The 16,772-nt window shown below is 60.2% G+C and carries 15 protein-coding genes; 4 read left to right on the forward strand and 11 right to left on the reverse strand.

From position 1 onward, the window contains the following. Positions 1-3 precede the first annotated feature (3 nt). The 6 genes from ccoO (AB3G35_RS11190) to ccoN (AB3G35_RS11215) form a co-directional block, all read right to left on the reverse strand. Positions 4-615 (reverse strand): cytochrome-c oxidase, cbb3-type subunit II, encoded by a 612-nt coding sequence (ccoO, locus tag AB3G35_RS11190; RefSeq protein ID WP_016780305.1) that lies wholly within the window; start codon positions 613-615, stop codon positions 4-6. Further along, positions 615-2,057: a cytochrome-c oxidase, cbb3-type subunit I gene (gene ccoN / locus AB3G35_RS11195; RefSeq protein ID WP_016780306.1), complete on the reverse strand. Its 1,443-nt coding sequence runs from the start codon at positions 2,055-2,057 to the stop codon at positions 615-617. The genes ccoO (AB3G35_RS11190) and ccoN (AB3G35_RS11195) overlap by 1 nt, the downstream gene beginning before the upstream one ends. 468 nt (positions 2,058-2,525) lie before the next feature. Then, entirely contained in the window at positions 2,526-3,464 is a 939-nt protein-coding gene (gene ccoP / locus AB3G35_RS11200; RefSeq protein ID WP_106116321.1) for a cytochrome-c oxidase, cbb3-type subunit III, read from the reverse strand. After that, positions 3,461-3,652, reverse strand: coding sequence for a cbb3-type cytochrome c oxidase subunit 3 (locus tag AB3G35_RS11205; RefSeq protein WP_029611342.1), 192 nt, complete (start codon positions 3,650-3,652; stop codon positions 3,461-3,463). The genes ccoP and AB3G35_RS11205 overlap by 4 nt, the downstream gene beginning before the upstream one ends. A gap of 15 nt (positions 3,653-3,667) precedes the next feature. Continuing rightward, positions 3,668-4,276 carry a cytochrome-c oxidase, cbb3-type subunit II gene (gene ccoO / locus AB3G35_RS11210; protein WP_083369456.1) on the reverse strand — a complete coding sequence of 203 codons (609 nt, stop codon included), beginning with the start codon at positions 4,274-4,276 and terminating at the stop codon, positions 3,668-3,670. Between the two features lie 10 nt (positions 4,277-4,286). After that, on the reverse strand, positions 4,287-5,711 hold the full coding sequence (gene ccoN / locus AB3G35_RS11215) for a cytochrome-c oxidase, cbb3-type subunit I (RefSeq protein ID WP_016780310.1): 1,425 nt from the start codon (positions 5,709-5,711) through the stop codon (positions 4,287-4,289). 73 nt (positions 5,712-5,784) lie between these two features. Here ccoN (AB3G35_RS11215) and AB3G35_RS11220 point away from each other — a divergent pair, with 73 nt between their 5' ends. Next, positions 5,785-6,471: an alpha/beta family hydrolase gene (locus AB3G35_RS11220; protein WP_086796229.1), complete on the forward strand. Its 687-nt coding sequence runs from the start codon at positions 5,785-5,787 to the stop codon at positions 6,469-6,471. A gap of 166 nt (positions 6,472-6,637) precedes the next feature. On the opposite strand, the gene AB3G35_RS11225 is transcribed toward AB3G35_RS11220, so the two are convergent. The 3 genes from AB3G35_RS11225 to acnA form a co-directional block, all read right to left on the reverse strand. Beyond that, entirely contained in the window at positions 6,638-8,203 is a 1,566-nt protein-coding gene (locus AB3G35_RS11225; RefSeq protein ID WP_016780312.1) for a PAS domain-containing methyl-accepting chemotaxis protein, read from the reverse strand. 80 nt (positions 8,204-8,283) lie between these two features. Continuing rightward, complete coding sequence (locus tag AB3G35_RS11230; protein ID WP_086796230.1) at positions 8,284-9,075, reverse strand: CPBP family intramembrane glutamic endopeptidase; 792 nt, start codon at positions 9,073-9,075, stop codon at positions 8,284-8,286. 239 nt (positions 9,076-9,314) lie between these two features. Then, the gene (acnA, locus tag AB3G35_RS11235; RefSeq protein WP_083369457.1) at positions 9,315-12,059 is read right to left on the reverse strand and encodes an aconitate hydratase AcnA; all 2,745 of its coding nucleotides are present in this window, start codon (positions 12,057-12,059) and stop codon (positions 9,315-9,317) included. A 204-nt stretch (positions 12,060-12,263) separates the two neighbouring features. Between acnA and rlmM the strand changes: the two genes are divergently transcribed. After that, complete coding sequence (gene rlmM, locus AB3G35_RS11240) at positions 12,264-13,343, forward strand: 23S rRNA (cytidine(2498)-2'-O)-methyltransferase RlmM (protein WP_016780314.1); 1,080 nt, start codon at positions 12,264-12,266, stop codon at positions 13,341-13,343. A gap of 14 nt (positions 13,344-13,357) precedes the next feature. Beyond that, entirely contained in the window at positions 13,358-13,606 is a 249-nt protein-coding gene (gene tusA, locus AB3G35_RS11245; protein WP_016780315.1) for a sulfurtransferase TusA, read from the forward strand. Positions 13,607-13,746: 140 nt separating this feature from the next. Here the strand turns inward: tusA and AB3G35_RS11250 are convergent, their stop codons facing one another. Further along, positions 13,747-15,147 carry an MATE family efflux transporter gene (locus AB3G35_RS11250; protein WP_369782669.1) on the reverse strand — a complete coding sequence of 467 codons (1,401 nt, stop codon included), beginning with the start codon at positions 15,145-15,147 and terminating at the stop codon, positions 13,747-13,749. A 174-nt stretch (positions 15,148-15,321) separates the two neighbouring features. Between AB3G35_RS11250 and pdxB the strand changes: the two genes are divergently transcribed. Then, complete coding sequence (gene pdxB / locus AB3G35_RS11255; RefSeq protein ID WP_169844536.1) at positions 15,322-16,464, forward strand: 4-phosphoerythronate dehydrogenase PdxB; 1,143 nt, start codon at positions 15,322-15,324, stop codon at positions 16,462-16,464. A gap of 73 nt (positions 16,465-16,537) precedes the next feature. Here pdxB and AB3G35_RS11260 read toward each other — a convergent pair whose 3' ends face one another. Further along, positions 16,538-16,714 carry a PA1571 family protein gene (locus AB3G35_RS11260; RefSeq protein ID WP_016780318.1) on the reverse strand — a complete coding sequence of 59 codons (177 nt, stop codon included), beginning with the start codon at positions 16,712-16,714 and terminating at the stop codon, positions 16,538-16,540. Positions 16,715-16,772: the final 58 nt, after the last annotated feature.

A 16,772-nucleotide genomic window follows, 5' to 3' on the forward strand; every position in this document is an offset into this window, starting at 1 on the left:
AGATCACCGTTTGCTTTTGATGATGGTGCCCAAGCCCTGGAGGTAAGCCACCAGTGCGTCCATTTCGGTTTTGCCCTTCACTGCATCCTTGGCGCCGGCGATGTCTTCGTCGGTGTAAGGGACGCCGAGCGTGCGCAAGACTTCCATTTTTTTCGCGGTGTCCTTGCCGTCCAGCTTGCGCTCAACGAGGAACGGGTACGCCGGCATGATCGACTCGGGCACGACGTTGCGCGGGTTGTACAAGTGCGCACGTTGCCAGTCATCGGAGTAACGCCCGCCAACACGGGCCAGGTCCGGGCCGGTGCGCTTGGAGCCCCACAGGAACGGGTGGTCCCATACGCTTTCACCGGCCACCGAGTAGTGACCATAACGTTCGGTTTCGGCGCGGAACGGACGGATCATCTGCGAGTGGCAACCCACACAGCCGTTGGCGATGTAGATATCGCGGCCTTCCAGCTCCAGCGCGCTGCGCGGCTTCATGCCCTCGACCGGGGTGTTGGTCACGTCCTGGAAGAACAGCGGAACGATTTGCGTCAGGCCGCCAATGCTCACGGCAATGACCATGAAGAAGGCCATCAGGCCGATATTCTTCTCGATTGTTTCGTGCTTGATCATCAGTGGGCTCCAACTACAGCGATCTTGCTCGCCGCTTCAGCTTCTACCGGGTTCGAGGCACGAACGGTACGGAACACGTTGTAGGCCATGAACAGCATGCCGCTGGCGAAAATGGCACCGCCAAGGGCGCGAACGATAAAGCCCGGGTGGCTGGCTTGCAGCGCTTCCACGAACGAGTAGGTCAGCGTGCCGTCGTCGTTGATCGCACGCCACATCAGGCCCTGGGTGATGCCGTTGACCCACATCGACGCGATGTAAAGCACGGTACCGATAGTCGCCAGCCAGAAGTGCACGTTGATCAGGCCGGTGCTGTACATCTGCTTCTGGCCGTAGACTTTGGGGATCATGTGGTACATGGCGCCGATCGAGATCATCGCCACCCAACCCAGAGCGCCGGCGTGTACGTGGCCGATGGTCCAGTCGGTGTAGTGCGACAGCGCGTTGACGGTCTTGATGGCCATCATCGGGCCTTCGAAGGTCGACATGCCGTAGAAGGCCAGGGACACCACGAGGAAGCGCAGGATCGGGTCGGTGCGCAGCTTATGCCAGGCGCCCGAGAGGGTCATCATGCCGTTGATCATGCCGCCCCAGCTTGGAGCCAGCAGGATGATCGACATCGCCATGCCCAAAGACTGGGCCCAGTCCGGCAGCGCGGTGTAGTGCAGGTGGTGAGGACCGGCCCAGATATACAGGGTGATCAGCGCCCAGAAGTGCACGATGGACAGGCGGTAGGAGTAGATCGGACGCTCGGCCTGCTTGGGCACGAAGTAGTACATCATCCCCAAAAAGCCGGTAGTCAGGAAGAAACCTACGGCGTTGTGGCCATACCACCACTGGATCATGGCGTCAGTCGCACCGGCGTAAGCCGAGTAGGACTTGAAGAAGCTCACCGGCAGGGACGCGTGGTTGACGATATGCAGCATTGCCGTCACGACAATGAACGCACCGTAGAACCAGTTACCGACATAGATGTGCTTGGTTTTGCGCTTGGTAATGGTGCCGAAGAACACAATGCCGTAGGTCACCCAGACAATCGCCAGCAAAATAGCCAGTGGCCATTCCAGCTCGGCGTATTCCTTGGTTGTGGTGTAACCCAGTGGCAGGGTGATGATCGCGCCGACGATTACCGCTTGCCAACCCCAGAAGGTAAACGAGGCCAGCGAATCGGAGATCAGTCGTGTCTGGCAGGTTCGCTGCACGACGTAGTAAGAGGTGCCAAACAATGCACAGCCACCAAAGGCAAAGATCACAAGGTTGGTATGCAGGGGGCGCAGACGGCCGAAGGTCGTCCACTCGAGGCCAAGGTTCAATTCAGGCCACACAAGCTGTGACGCGATGAAAACCCCGAGCCCCATGCCAAGGATCCCCCAGACCACCGTCATGATGGCGAACTGGCGGACTACCTTATAGTTATAAGCAGTCGGGCTGATTGCTGTGCTCATTCTAAGGTTCCACGGTTTAGGTATTTTATTAGGATAAAAATCGGTCGCAAGTATGTATAAAGCGTAGGGCTATTGCAACGAACCATGACCCCGGTCAATGCTTTCCAAGGCTTGTTCTGCGGCCTTTCCATGCGGGAAGTAAGGTCAAAGTGACCTCGCCAAAAACGCCGCATGCAGGGCAAAAGTGAAGGGGTCGAGGCGGGCGGGTTGAGGTGGGGGCAAGGCGCGGCAAACATCGTAATGCACGATAGCCGGTGCAAACCCACCATTGTGGCCCGTAACGCTGCCCTTCAACTTACCGGTTAGTTTCACTTGACGTGGCGCTGCACAGATCCGGCTCACACAAGCGTTGAGCTTAGTCTTGAATGGCGGGAGAGCAATGGCGGGGCAGAAAGAGGTGCGACACTTGGTCGCGCTTTGAGGCGGGAACTGCCGCACCAAAATGATGCGGCAGGAAATGTCCGGTAATTATTCGGCAGTTTTTTCCTCTTGATTACCGTGTGACAAGCTGAACACATAAGCCGCCAGCAACTGCACCTTGTCGTTGCCCAGCAACTCGTTTTGCGCCGGCATATGGCCCTGGCGGCCGTGGCGAATGGTTTGCTGCAATTGCGCCAGGCTGGTGCCGTAGATAAAACCGGCCGGTTGGGTCAGGTCGGGCGCGCCCATCATCGGCATGCCTTTACCGTTTGCCCCGTGGCAGGCCACGCAGGTGGTATCAAACGCTTGCTTGCCGGCCGCCAGGTCGACAGTGGCGCCTTCAGGCAGCGGCAGGCCTGCCAGGTCGTGGCGCACATAGGCGGCGACGTTTTTCACCCCGTCCTCACCCAGTACTTCGCCCCAGGCCGGCATGGCCGCGATGCGCCCGCCCATGATGGTGGTCTTGATCGTGTCGGCATCGCCGCCCCAGCGCCAGGTGCTGTCGGCCAGGTTCGGGAAGCCGAACGCGCCCTTGGCATCCGAGCCGTGACACACCGAGCAGTTGGAGGCAAACAGGCGCCCCCCCATTTTCAGCGCCGCCGGATCTTGTGCCACTTGCTCAACGGGCATGGAGGCATATTTAGCGTAGATGGGCCCGAATTTGGCGTCCGCCTTGTCCATCTCCTTTTCCCACTCATGAACACCGGTCCAGCCGTTCTCATAACCGGGCAGCAGGCCTTTCCAGTTGCCCAGGCCCGGGTACAGGATCAGGTAACCCACCGAAAACACCAGGGTGCCCACGAACAACATGAACCACCATTGCGGCAGCGGGTTGTCGTATTCCTCGATGCCGTCAAAGCTGTGGCCCATGGTTTCGACGGTATCGCTTTTGGTTTCGCCCTTGCGCGTACTGACCAGCAGCCAGGTCAGGCCGATCAGCGTGCCGATAGTCAGCACGCATATGTACAGACTCCAGAAGGTGGTCATGCTTTGTTACTCCTAGACGCTTGTTCTTTCTCGACGTGTTGAATCGCCTCTGGATCGTCCTTGAATGGCAGTAAGGTCGCGTCTTCAAACTCCGATTTGCGCCGCGGGCTGAACACCCACAGCGCCAGACCGATAAACGCCACGGCCACCACCACGGTGCCCAGGCCGCGAATCATTCCACTACTCATCTCCAAGACCATGACTCACCTCTTGCTCTTGATGGCAGTGCCCAGCACTTGCAGGTAGGCGACCAGAGCGTCCATCTCGGTCTTGCCCTGCACGGACTGCTTGGCATTGGCGATGTCTTCGTCGGTGTAAGGCACGCCCAGGGTGCGCATCACTTCGAGTTTTTTCTCGGTATGGCTGCTGTCCACCGGCGCCGCAACAAGCCACGGGTAGGCAGGCATTTTCGACTCGGGTACGACGTTGCGCGGGTTGTACAAGTGCGCGCGGTGCCAGTCATCCGAGTAGCGGCCGCCGACGCGGGCCAGGTCCGGGCCGGTGCGCTTGGAGCCCCACAGGAACGGATGGTCCCACACGCTTTCACCGGCTACCGAGTAGTGACCATAACGCTCGGTCTCGGCCCGGAACGGACGAATCATCTGCGAGTGGCACTGCACACAGCCTTCACGGATGTAGATGTCGCGACCTTCCAGTTGCAGCGCGGTGTAAGGCTTCATGCCCTCCACCGGGGTGTTGGTCACGTCTTCAAAGAACAGCGGGACGATTTGGGTCAGGCCGCCCACGCTTACGCACAGGATCATCAGCAACAGCATCAGGCCGATATTTTTTTCAACGACTTCGTGTTTCATTGCCAACTCCTCAGGCCATCTGCGCGGCGGCTACGACTTCAGCGGGCTCGGCGTTACGCACGGTGCGCCAAGTGTTGTAAGCCATCAGCAACATGCCGCTGAAGAAGATCGCCCCGCCGACCAGTCGCACGACAAAGCCGGGGTGGCTGGCCACCAGGGTTTCGACGAAGGAGTAAGTCAGCGTGCCGTCTTCGTTGACTGCGCGCCACATCAGGCCCTGGGCGATACCATTGACCCACATCGAAGCGATGTAGAGCACGGTGCCGATGGTGGCCAGCCAGAAGTGCGCGTTGATCAGGCCCAGGCTGTACATCTGCGGGCGGCCGAAGATTTTCGGGATCATGTGATACAGCGCGCCAATCGAAATCATCGCCACCCAGCCCAGAGCGCCGGCGTGTACGTGGCCGATGGTCCAGTCGGTGTAGTGGGAGAGGGCGTTGACGGTCTTGATTGCCATCATCGGGCCTTCGAAGGTCGACATGCCGTAGAAGGCCAGGGACACCACCAGGAAGCGCAGGATCGGGTCGCTGCGCAGCTTATGCCAGGCCCCCGACAGGGTCATCATGCCGTTGATCATGCCGCCCCAGCTTGGCGCCAGCAGGATCAGCGACATCACCATGCCCAGCGACTGTGCCCAGTCGGGCAGCGCGGTGTAGTGCAAGTGGTGAGGGCCGGCCCAGATGTACAGGGTGATCAGCGCCCAGAAGTGCACGATGGACAGGCGATAGGAGTAGATCGGACGCTCGGCCTGCTTGGGTACGAAGTAGTACATCATCCCCAAAAAGCCCGCCGTCAGGAAAAAGCCCACAGCGTTGTGGCCATACCACCACTGCACCATAGCGTCAGTGGCGCCACCGTAGAGTGAGTAGGACTTGGTGAAACTGACCGGGATTTCCAGGTTGTTGACGATATGCAAAATCGCCACGGTCACGATAAACGCGCCGAAAAACCAGTTACCCACATAAATGTGTTTGGTCTTGCGCTTCATGATCGTGCCGAAAAACACGATGGCGTAAGCGACCCATACGATGGTGATCAAAATGTCGATCGGCCATTCCAGCTCGGCGTATTCCTTGGAACTGGTGTAGCCCAGCGGCAGGCTGATGGCCGCGAGCACAATCACCAGCTGCCAGCCCCAAAAGGTAAACGCCGCGATTTTCGGCGAGAACAGGGTGGCCTGGCAGGTGCGTTGTACCGAGTAGAACGAGGCGGCGAACAGTGCGCAGCCGCCGAAGGCGAAAATCACGGCGTTGGTGTGCAATGGGCGCAGGCGCCCGAAACTGGTCCAAGGCAAATTGAAGTTGAGTTCTGGCCAAACCAACTGCGCAGCGAGAAAAACGCCGAGCCCCATACCGACGATGCCCCAAACCACCGTCATAATGGCAAATTGGCGGACCACCTTGTAGTTGTAGGCGGTACTTGTAGAAGTGTTCATGGTTCCCCATCCACGGTTCAGGCGCGTTCAAACGCACGCCTGGAGTTATAAGCAGACTAAAAGCGAGGCAAGCATGGTCGTAGCGGGCAAGGCCGGTATTGACGGGGATCAATGGGCGCAGTGCGCGCGGGAACGGGGCTGGCTGTGGAATGACGCTGGCGGGGGCGCATTCGCGACCCTGATCCTGGCCCACGGTGCGGGTGCGCCGATGGACAGTAACTGGATGGACGGCATGGCTGAACGCCTTGCTGCGCGCGGGGTGAGCGTATTGCGCTTTGAATTCCCGTATATGGCACAACGCCGTCTCGATGGTGGCAAAAGGCCGCCTAATCAGCAGGTCAAATTGCTCGAAAGCTGGCGAGAAGTTTTTACCGAGGTGCGACGGCATGTCGCTGGGCCGTTGGCCATTGGCGGCAAGTCAATGGGCGGGCGCATGGCCAGCCTGGTGGCGGATGAGCTCAACGCCGACGCACTGGTTTGCCTGGGTTATCCGTTCTATGCCGCAGGCAAGCCGGAAAAACCGCGGGTGGCGCACCTGGCGCAATTGAAAACCCCGACCCTGATCGTGCAGGGCGAACGTGATGCGCTGGGCAACCGTGCGGCGGTGGAGGCCTACACACTGGCGCCGGGTATTGAGTTGATGTGGCTGGAGGCGGCTGATCATGACCTCAAGCCGCTGAAGGCCTCAGGGTTCACCCATGAACAGCATCTGGATGCGGCGGCGGACAGGATCGCGGGGTGGTTGCGCAAGGCCCTGTAGCAGCTGCCGAAGGCACGAGGCTGCGTTCGGCGGCTAAGCCGTCGTAAAATCTGATATCTCGGTCTTCCAGTCAGACCGCGGACTCAGGTTTACGACCGCTTCGCGCTCGAACGCAGCCTCGTGCCTTCGGCAGCTGCTACGGGCGGGGTAGGTGTATTCGATGACCTTAGCGGTTAAACCGCTCCACCAACGAATACTGGGTATTCACGGTCTGGGTCAGCTCCTCGCTCAACAGCGCCGAATGCTGCGCCTGCTCTGAGGTCTGGTCGGCCAGGTCGGCAATGGTGCTGATGTTGCGGCTGATTTCCTCGGCCACGGCACTTTGCTCCTCGGTCGCCGCCGCGATCTGGGTGGTCATGTCAGTGATATTGGCCACCGCTTCGCTGATGCCCACCAGCGCCTGGTCGGCTTCCAGTACCCGCGCCACACCTTCTTCGGCCTGCCGGTGACCGGCGTCCATGGTTTGTACCGCCGTGGCGGCGGTCTGCTGCAGCTTGGCGATCAGGCTGTGAATCTGCCCGGTTGAAGCACTGGTGCGTTGCGCCAGCTGGCGCACTTCGTCAGCTACCACGGCAAAGCCACGGCCCATTTCCCCGGCCCGCGCCGCTTCGATGGCGGCGTTCAGGGCCAGCAGGTTGGTCTGGTCGGCAATGCCCTTGATCACGTCAACAACGCCACCAATCTCGTCACTGTCCTTTGCCAGCTGCGTCACTGTGGCTCCGGTTTCACCCACTACCACCGACAGTCGCTGGATCGCTTCGCGGGTTTCCCCGGCAATATCGCGGCCGCGGCTGGTCAGGCGGTTGGCTTCCTGGGTGGCGTCGGCGGTGCGTTGCACATGGCTGGCCACTTCCTGGGTGGTGGCGGCCATCTGGTTGACGGCCGTGGCCACTTGCTCGGTCTCGACGCGCTGGCGCTCCAGGCCTGTGGAGCTTTTGTGTGCGAGGATGTCGGACTGGCGCGCCTGGCCACTGAGGTGCTCGGCAGTGTCCTGCAAACGTGTCAGACAGGTCTTCAGGCGTGCTTCCTGGCTCAGGATGGACATTTCCAGACGCGCTTGCGGGCCGCGGCTGTCGGTGTACATCTGCGCAATCAACGGGTCGGAGGTGGTTTGCTCGGCCAGGCGCAGCAGGCGCTTGACCCCGCGTTGTTGCCAGCTCAGGCCCAGCAGGCCCAGCGGAATCGACAGCAGGGCCGCCAGGGCAAAACCCCAGCTGGAATTGAGCGTGGCGCCAATCATGAAGCTCAACTGGCTGACCAGAATAAACGGCAGCCAGTCCTGCAGCACCGGCAGCCACTTGTCGCGTTGGGGCACCGCCGACTTGCCGCGATTGAGGCGCAAGTACAGGGCTTCGGCGCGGCGGATCTGCTCGGCCGTCGGCTTGACCCGCACCGACTCGTAACCCACCACACGCTCGTTTTCGAAAACCGGGGTTACATAAGCGTTGACCCAATAGTGGTCGCCGTTCTTGCAGCGGTTTTTGACGATGCCCATCCACGGCGAACCCTTTTTCAGGGTGCTCCACATATGCTCGAAGACTGCGGGCGGCACGTCAGGGTGGCGCACCAGATTGTGCGGCGCACGTATCAGCTCCTCACGCGAAAATCCGCTGATTTCCCTGAACGCATCGTTGCAGTAGGTGATGACGCCTTTGGCATCGGTCGTGGAAATCAACCGTTGCTGCGCGGGAAATGTGCGTTCGCGTTGAGTGATGGGCTGGTTATTACGCATGTCGTTTCAATCCGCAAGACTTTGACAGGCTGTCGGCATGGGTCAGGAATTGTTTAATTTATATTTCAGGCGCCGGGCCTTCAGGGCGTGAGCATCGGGTAAGTAAAAAACACCAAGTGCAGCACGTTAAGCCCAAAGTGCGTGGCGATCGCAGCACTCAGCCCGCCAAAGCGGTAGGCCAGGCCATAGCCAATGCCTGCCAGCCCTGCCAGCAACATCCATTGCCAGCCTGCTGGCGCATGTGCCAGGCCAAACAGCACCGAGGCCACGACCAGCGCTACGGTCTGGCCATAGGGCAGCAACTTGAGCTTGCGGCTTAACCCGCCCTGGATATAACCGCGAAACAGTGCTTCTTCAACCAGGGTTACCAGCAGCAGATTATTCAACAGCCAGAGGGTGCCCTGATGTGGCCATTTTGGTGCCCAGGCCACCATGCCCAACAGCATTGCGCCGCCCAGCGCGGCAATGGCAGCCAGGGCCAGACCCATCGCGGTGGCGCGCAAAGACACACGCCAGGAAAAACGTGGGGCTATCCAGGGGCATACCAACAGCAGCCAGAAGCCAATCAGCGGTTTGTCCAGGTTGAAGTACATCGAGAAGGGTACGGCATCCGGGGTCAGGCGCGTGGGGGTGATGGCGCGGCCGTTATGGAAGCCTGGCAGCCAGTGCAAGGCCAGCGCCAGCGCCAGCAGCACAAACAAGGCGTGCCCGGCATAACGCAGGTAATGGCTTTTGCGCTGCAGAACGGCAAGCCCGCTGACAGTCAGCAGGGCCAGCGCGATCAAGGTTTGAACACCCAGTTGCCCGTAGCTCAGGGCAAGGCCGTAGCCCAGGGTTAGAAGGGCCAGGTAAGGCCAGGGCAAAGCGATCATGTGAATCCTTGCAATCGTTAAAAAACACCCCGGATCCAGTCCGGGGTGCGCAAGTATAACGATTCGTGGCCCTGTGGGAGCGAGCCTGCTCCCACAATGATCCTGCACATCGCAGCTTAATGTGGCACAGCACTACCTGTGGGAGCTGGCTTGCCGGCGATGCAGACGGCGCAGTCCGTTCAGGCAAACCGCGTCGCTGCCATCGCGAGCAAGCCCGCTCCCACAGGGGGAAGGTGCGGCTATGAAGCAATCAGCTGACGCAGCACGTAGTGCAATATCCCTCCAGCCTTGAAGTATTCCACCTCGTTAAGCGTATCGATCCTGCACAGCACCTCGACCTTTTCCTGGCTGCCATCTTCGCGGGTGATTACCAGGGTCAGGTTCATTCGCGGTTGCAGTTCGCTGCCGGTCAAGCCGAGGATATCCAGGGTTTCCTTGCCCGTCAGGTTCAGGCTCTTGCGGTTCTGGTCGAGCTTGAACTGCAAGGGCAATACGCCCATACCCACCAGGTTGGAGCGGTGGATACGCTCGAAGCTCTCGGCAATCACCGCTTTGACCCCCAGCAGGTTGGTGCCCTTGGCGGCCCAGTCACGGCTTGAGCCGGTGCCGTATTCCTGGCCGGCGATCACCACCAGTGGCGTGCCTGAAGCCTGATAGCGCATGGCCGCATCGTAGATCGGCAGTTTCTCACCGGTGGGGATATAGATCGTGTTGCCACCTTCTTCGCCGCCGAGCATTTCGTTGCGTATGCGGATATTGGCAAAGGTGCCGCGCATCATCACTTCATGGTTGCCACGGCGCGAACCGTAGGAGTTGAAGTCCCGTGGTTCTACGCCTTTTTCCCGCAGGTAGCGCCCGGCGGGGCTGTCTGCCTTGATATTGCCGGCAGGGGAAATGTGGTCGGTAGTTACCGAGTCGCCGAGCAGTGCCAGAATATTCGCGCCCTTGACGTCAGCAATTACCGGTAACGGCCCGCTGATCTGGTCGAAGAAGGGTGGATGCTGGATGTAGGTCGAATCCTCTTGCCAGACATACGTCGCGGCCTGCGGTACTTCGATGGCTTGCCATTGTGCGTCGCCAGCAAAGACTTCGGCGTATTCCTTGTGGAACATGCCGGTAGTCACTTGGGCCACGGCATCGGCGATTTCTTTCTGGCTAGGCCAGATATCGCGCAGGTACACCGGTTTGCCGTCCTTGCCGGTGCCCAGCGGGTCACGGCTGATATCTATTCGTACAGTGCCTGCAAGGGCATAAGCGACAACCAGTGGCGGCGAGGCCAGCCAGTTGGTTTTCACCAGCGGGTGAACCCGCCCCTCAAAGTTGCGGTTACCGGACAGGACCGAGGCTACGGTAAGGTCAGACTGGGTAATGGCTTTTTCAATCGGCTCGGACAGTGGCCCGGAGTTGCCGATACAGGTAGTGCAGCCATAGCCAACCAGGGCAAAGCCCAGCTGGTCGAGGTACGGGGTCAGGCCAGCGGCCTTGTAGTAATCGGTGACCACCTTGGAGCCGGGCGCCAGGGAGGTCTTGACCCACGGTTGGCGGGTCAGGCCTTTTTCCACGGCTTTTTTCGCCACCAGGCCTGCGGCCATCATCACGCTGGGGTTGGAGGTGTTGGTGCAAGAGGTGATGGCAGCAATCACCACCGCACCATTTTTCAGGCGGTAAGTTTGGCCTTCATAGCTGTAGTCCGCTTCGCCGATCAGATCCGCATTGCCTACGGCTACACCGCCACCGCCTTCACTTTCAAGGCGGCCTTCTTCTTTTTTCGTGGCCGGTTTGAATTGCAGGCTGAGAAAGTCGTCGAATGCTTGCCCGACATTGGGCAGCGCAACCCGGTCTTGCGGGCGTTTTGGCCCGGCCAGGCTGGCTTCTACGGTGCCCATGTCCAGGGCCAGGGTTTCGCTGAAAATCGGCTCCTGGCCAGTGACCCGCCACAGCCCCTGGGCCTTGCAGTAAGCCTCCACCAGCTTGACCGTGGCTTCAGGACGACCTGAGAGGCGCAGATAATCCAGGGTGATTTCATCCACCGGGAAAAACCCGCAGGTGGCACCGTATTCAGGGGCCATATTGGCAATGGTGGCGCGGTCGGCCAAGGGCAGGTCCGCGAGGCCATCACCATAAAATTCAACGAATTTGCCGACCACCCCCTTGCTGCGCAGCATTTGCGTGACCGTTAGCACCAGGTCTGTGGCGGTGATGCCTTCCTTGAGCTTGCCGCTGAGCTTGAAACCCACCACTTCCGGGATCAGCATCGATACCGGCTGGCCGAGCATTGCCGCTTCCGCTTCAATCCCGCCCACGCCCCAGCCCAGCACACCGAGGCCATTGATCATGGTGGTGTGGGAGTCGGTGCCGACCAGCGTGTCGGGGAAGGCGTAGGTGCGGCCGTCTTCGTCCTTGGTCCACACGGTACGGCCCAAATATTCGAGGTTTACCTGGTGGCAAATCCCGGTGCCCGGCGGGACCACGCTGAAATTATCGAAGGCATTTTGCCCCCAGCGCAGAAACGCATAGCGCTCGCCGTTGCGCTCCATCTCGATATCGACGTTTTGCTCGAAGGCGCTGGCGCTGGCAAACCGATCGACCATCACTGAGTGGTCAATCACCAGATCCACGGGGGACAGCGGGTTGATACGTTGCGGGTCGCCCCCGGCCTTGGCCATGGCGGCGCGCATGGCGGCCAGGTCGACCACTGCCGGCACACCGGTAAAATCCTGCATCAGTACCCGGGCAGGGCGGTACTGGATTTCCCGGTCGCTGCGCCGCGCCTTCAGCCAGGCGGCCAGCGCCTTGAGATCGGGTTCGGTGACGGTCTTGCCGTCTTCCCAGCGCAGCAGGTTTTCCAGCAGCACTTTGAGCGACATGGGTAACTGGCTCAAATCGCCCAGAGAGTTGGCGGCGAGCGCAAGGCTGTAATAGTGATAAGTCTTATCGTCGACTTTTAGTGTGGCGAGGGTGTTCAGGCTATCGAGGGAGGACATGAAATGACTCCTTTAGACGGATCACGTGGCACAAGCAGAGCTTCTAACCTAGCTCTGATTAGGGGCTGTGGCTAATAACTGGACTGTCTATGCGGGTTCAAGGTTCCGAACTCGGCTATCATGCCGACCTTTTCGTGACAGTCCTTGCGCCAAATCAAGGATGCGCAGCCGGCCAATTCCTGCCCGCTGCCCAGGAGTAATTCAATGAACACCGTTTTTATGCACTGCCGGCCCGGGTTTGAAGGCGAAGTTTGCTCGGAAATTGCCGAGCATGCCGCCCGCCTTAATGTGTCTGGCTACGCCAAGGCCAAACCGGGCACTGCCTGTGCCGAGTTTGTGTGCACTGAAGAGGGCGGCGCCGAACGCCTGATGAACAATCTGCGTTTCGCCGAGCTGATCTTCCCGCGCCAATGGGCCCGTGGCGGCTTTGTCGACCTGCCGGAAACCGACCGGATCAGCGTCATTCTCGAGCACATGGCCGACTTCCCGGTGTGTGGCAGCCTGTGGCTGGAGTTGGTCGACACCAACGACGGCAAGGAACTGTCCAACTTCTGTAAAAAGTTCGACGGCCACCTGCGCAAGGCCTTGATCAAGGCCGGCAAGCTGACGGAAGAAGAGGACGCCAGCAAGCCGCGCCTGTTGCTGACCTTTAAAAGTGGTCGCGAAGTGTTTCTTGGCCTGGCTGCGGCCAACAACTCGGCCATGTGGCCGATGGGCATCCCGCGCCTGAAGTTCCCCCGTGAAGCGCCGAGCCGTTCGACCCTTAAACTGGAAGAAGCCTGGCACCACTTTATTCCCCGCGATCAGTGGGACGAGCGCCTGCACAGCGACATGACCGGCGTCGACCTTGGCGCTGCGCCGGGTGGCTGGACTTGGCAACTGGTTAACCGCGGCATGATCGTGACCGCCATCGACAATGGCCCGATGGCCGAGAGCCTGATGGACACCGGCCTGGTGCAACACTTGATGGCCGATGGCTTTACCTTCAAACCCAAGCAGCCGGTGGACTGGATGGTCTGCGATATCGTCGAGAAGCCGGCGCGTAATGCGGCGATGCTTGAAGAGTGGATCGGCGAAGGCCATTGCCGCGAAGCGGTGGTCAACCTGAAACTGCCGATGAAACAGCGCTACGCCGAAGTGCGCCGCCTGCTCGACCGCATTGCCGACGGCTTCAAGGCCCGGGGCATCCAGGTTGAAATCGGCTGCAAGCAGCTGTACCACGACCGTGAAGAAGTGACCTGTCATTTGCGTCGAATCGACGTTAAAAAACCTAAATCTCGCTGATCGGGGAGTAACAGATGAGTTTTACCGACCTGCCGGTTGACGGCACCCTGGACGCTACCGGGCTGAACTGCCCGGAGCCGGTGATGATGCTGCACCAATACATCCGCGACCTGGCACCGGGCGGCTTGTTGAAAGTCATTGCGACGGATCCTTCGACCCGCCGCGACATCCCCAAGTTCTGCGTGTTTCTGGACCATGAGCTGGTGGGGCAGCAGGAAGAGGCGGGCAAGTACCTGTACTGGATTCGCAAGAAGCAGGATTGATAGCTCCCACAGACATTGCGCCGCACTTGTGGGAGCGGGCTTGCTCGCGATGCAGGCGCCACGGTCTGTCAGGCAAACCGCGGTGAAGCCATCGCGGGCAAGCCCGGCTCCCACAGGAATTGCGCCGTTCCCACAATCATTTATGTGCTGCGGCGGATATGCCTTTTCGCACTGCGCGCCAACCGCACGCCCAGCATCAGCGCAGCGCAGGTCAGGCCGACGATCAAGCCCTGCCACAGCCCGCTCGGGCCATTGGCCGGGCCGAACCAGTCGGTCAGCCCCAGCGCGTAGCCCACCGGCAAGCCAATCCCCCAATAAGCAAACAAGGTCAGGATCATCGTTACCCGCGTGTCCTGATAACCGCGCAGGGCACCGGCCGCAGTCACCTGGATCACGTCCGAGAACTGATATAGCGCGGCAAACATCAGCAGCATGGTCGCCACCTCGATCACCAGCGGGTCCGCGGTATAGACGGTGGCAATCTGTTGGCGCAACAGCAGGATCAGACTGGCAGAAATCGCCGCCCACACCAGTGCGGTGCCCATGCCCACGCCCGCCACAAAGCGTGCTTCGCGCGGCTGTTCACGGCCCAGGGCCTGGCCCACGCGTACGGTAATCGCCATGCCCAATGAGTACGGAATCATGAATACCAGCGAGCTGAAGTTCAGGGCGATTTGATGGCCCGCCACCACCGTGGCACCCAGGCTGCCAATCAACAGCGCAATCACCGCAAAAATGCTCGACTCGGCAAAGACCGCGATGCCGATCGGCAAGCCCACGCTGAGCAAGCGCTTGAGGATCGACCATTTAGGCCATTCAAAATGGCTGTAGACCTTGCTCGATTGGTAGATGGCGCCTCTATAAGTCCAGGCCACCATGCCCAGCGCCATAAACCACATCACAATGGCCGTGGCCCAGCCGCAGCCCACGCCACCCATTGCCGGAACGCCAAAGTGGCCATAGATAAAGATGTAGTTGATCGGGATATTCAGGGCCAAGGCGCTGAGCCCCAGGATCATGCTTGGCCGGGTTTTGCCCAGGCCATCACTGAAATTGCGCAACACGCAATACAGGCCCACGGCGGGCATGCCGCTGGCGATCCCGTGCAGGTAGCCCATGCTGGGTGCAATCAGCTCCGGATCGACCTTCATCAGGTGCAACAGCGGTTCTGCGCCAATCAGGATCAGCGCCGCACACAAGCCGGTGATCAGGGCCAGCCACAAGGCCTGGCGTACGATCGGGCCGATTTCGCCGTGGGTATTGGCGCCAAAACGCTGGGCGACCTTGGGGGTGGTCGCCAGCAAAATACCCGACATCAGCAAAAACACCGGCACCCAGATCGAGTTGCCCAGTGCCACGGCGGCCAGGTCCCGCGGGCCGACGCGCCCGGCCATCACCGCATCGACAAAGCCCATGGCCGTGGTGGCGATTTGCGAAATGATGATGGGGAACGCCAGCGCCAGCAGCGCGCGCACTTCGGTGCGCACTCGGGCCGGGCGGCTGACAGCAATGGAGGAGGAGGGTTGGGTCACAGAGTTCACAGGCTTGCATCCACAGGGTTAAACGCGCAAAGCCGGGGATTGTACGCCTGACCAAACGGTCAGTTAACACCGAGTTGTAGGCGCTTTGTAAACGTGCCGGCAAGTACCTGCACACCCGGCTGGCCCATTGCGCGTAACAACGCCTACACTGCCACTCCGCGAAAGGAGCCTGCCATGTTGATTGTTGCTGACGAAAATATTCCGCTGATTGAAGAATTTTTTGCTGACTTCGGTGAAATACGCCGCCTGCCGGGGCGCCAGATCAACCGCGCCGACGTCCACGATGCCGATGTTTTGCTGGTGCGCTCGGTGACCAAAGTGGACCGCGAGCTGCTCGAAGGCAGCGCAGTGCGGTTTGTCGGCACTTGTACCATCGGCACCGATCACCTGGCGCTGGACTACTTTCAGCAAGCCGGTATCCAGTGGTCCAGTGCCCCTGGCTGCAATGCGCGTGGGGTAGTGGACTATGTGCTGGGTAGCCTGCTGACCCTGGCTGAAATCGAAGGCGCCGACTTGACCCAGCGTACCTATGGCGTGGTTGGCGCCGGCGAAGTGGGCGGGCGGCTGGTTAACGTCCTGCGTGCATTGGGCTTCAATGTGCTGGTGTGCGACCCGGTGCGCCAGGCCGCTGAAGGCGGTGACTACGTCAGCCTTGAACAGATTATCCAGCAGTGCGATGTGCTCAGCCTGCATACGCCCCTGGACAAGGGCGGCGATTACCCGACCTGGCACTTGCTCGATCAGCAGCGCCTGGAGCAGTTGAAACCCGGCACCTGGCTGATCAACGCCAGTCGTGGGCCAGTGGTGGACAATGCCGCGCTGCGTGAAGTACTAACCCGCCGCGATGACCTGCAAGCGGTGCTGGACGTGTGGGAAGGCGAGCCGCAAGTGGACGTCGAACTGGCGGACTTGTGTGTGCTGGCGACCCCGCATATTGCCGGCTACAGCCTGGACGGCAAACAGCGCGGCACGGCGCAGATTTATCAGGCGTTGTGTGATTTCCTGGGCCATAGCCCAGAGGTCAAATTGGCCGACCTGTTGCCTGCACCCTGGCTGGCCAAGGTCGAACTGAGCGCCAGCAGCGACCCGGCCTGGGCCTTGGCGATGCTGTGCCGAGGCGTGTATGACCCGCGTCGTGACGATGCCGATTTTCGTCGCAGCCTGATCGGTACCGTGCAAGAGCAGAAGCTGGCCTTCGACGGCTTGCGCAAGCACTACCCGATTCGCCGTGAAATCGAAGGCTTGCAGGTGCATATCGAGGGCGAGTCAGTAGCCTTGAAACAACTGGTAAAGGCCTTGGGCGCAGTGCCGGTCTGAGCCTGCGGGCATAAAAAAACCGGCCTTGGGTAACCAGGCCGGTCAGTGAAACGAATGCTGTGTGATCTTGGGATCAGTCTTTGCGTGAAGGCTTGACCAGACGTTGCTCCAGCTCGTGGCAGGCGTCCTGGATCATCGCTTCAGTGATCAGCACTTCCTGACCATTTTCGTCGATAAACGCGCACCCCAGAGATTGCTGTGGCTGGGTGCGAATAACCGGTACGGCTTGAGCGTTCTGTTGCAAATCCATGGCCTGTCTCCTCATCAGGGTGTAGCGCTACTGTAGATCCGTTTAATGACCAAGCTGT

The organism is Pseudomonas sp. WC2401 (assembly GCF_041200115.1).
Classification (GTDB): domain Bacteria; phylum Pseudomonadota; class Gammaproteobacteria; order Pseudomonadales; family Pseudomonadaceae; genus Aquipseudomonas; species Aquipseudomonas fragi.

Bases quoted from the DNA above. Each gene is read 5' to 3' on its own strand.
- acnA (WP_083369457.1), bottom strand. From the start codon at position 12,059: ATGTCCTCCCTCGATAGCCTGAACACCCTCGCCACACTAAAAGTCGAC.
- AB3G35_RS11230 (WP_086796230.1), bottom strand. From the start codon at position 9,075: ATGATCGCTTTGCCCTGGCCTTACCTGGCCCTTCTAACCCTGGGCTAC.
- ccoO (WP_083369456.1), bottom strand. From the start codon at position 4,276: ATGAAACACGAAGTCGTTGAAAAAAATATCGGCCTGATGCTGTTGCTG.
- ccoP (WP_106116321.1), bottom strand. From the start codon at position 3,464: ATGACCACCTTCTGGAGTCTGTACATATGCGTGCTGACTATCGGCACG.
- AB3G35_RS11205 (WP_029611342.1), bottom strand. From the start codon at position 3,652: ATGAGTAGTGGAATGATTCGCGGCCTGGGCACCGTGGTGGTGGCCGTG.
- ccoN (WP_016780310.1), bottom strand. From the start codon at position 5,711: ATGAACACTTCTACAAGTACCGCCTACAACTACAAGGTGGTCCGCCAA.
- AB3G35_RS11260 (WP_016780318.1), bottom strand. From the start codon at position 16,714: ATGGATTTGCAACAGAACGCTCAAGCCGTACCGGTTATTCGCACCCAG.
- ccoN (WP_016780306.1), bottom strand. From the start codon at position 2,057: ATGAGCACAGCAATCAGCCCGACTGCTTATAACTATAAGGTAGTCCGC.
- AB3G35_RS11225 (WP_016780312.1), bottom strand. From the start codon at position 8,203: ATGCGTAATAACCAGCCCATCACTCAACGCGAACGCACATTTCCCGCG.
- tusA (WP_016780315.1), top strand. From the start codon at position 13,358: ATGAGTTTTACCGACCTGCCGGTTGACGGCACCCTGGACGCTACCGGG.
- pdxB (WP_169844536.1), top strand. From the start codon at position 15,322: ATGTTGATTGTTGCTGACGAAAATATTCCGCTGATTGAAGAATTTTTT.
- rlmM (WP_016780314.1), top strand. From the start codon at position 12,264: ATGAACACCGTTTTTATGCACTGCCGGCCCGGGTTTGAAGGCGAAGTT.
- AB3G35_RS11220 (WP_086796229.1), top strand. From the start codon at position 5,785: ATGGTCGTAGCGGGCAAGGCCGGTATTGACGGGGATCAATGGGCGCAG.
- ccoO (WP_016780305.1), bottom strand. From the start codon at position 615: ATGATCAAGCACGAAACAATCGAGAAGAATATCGGCCTGATGGCCTTC.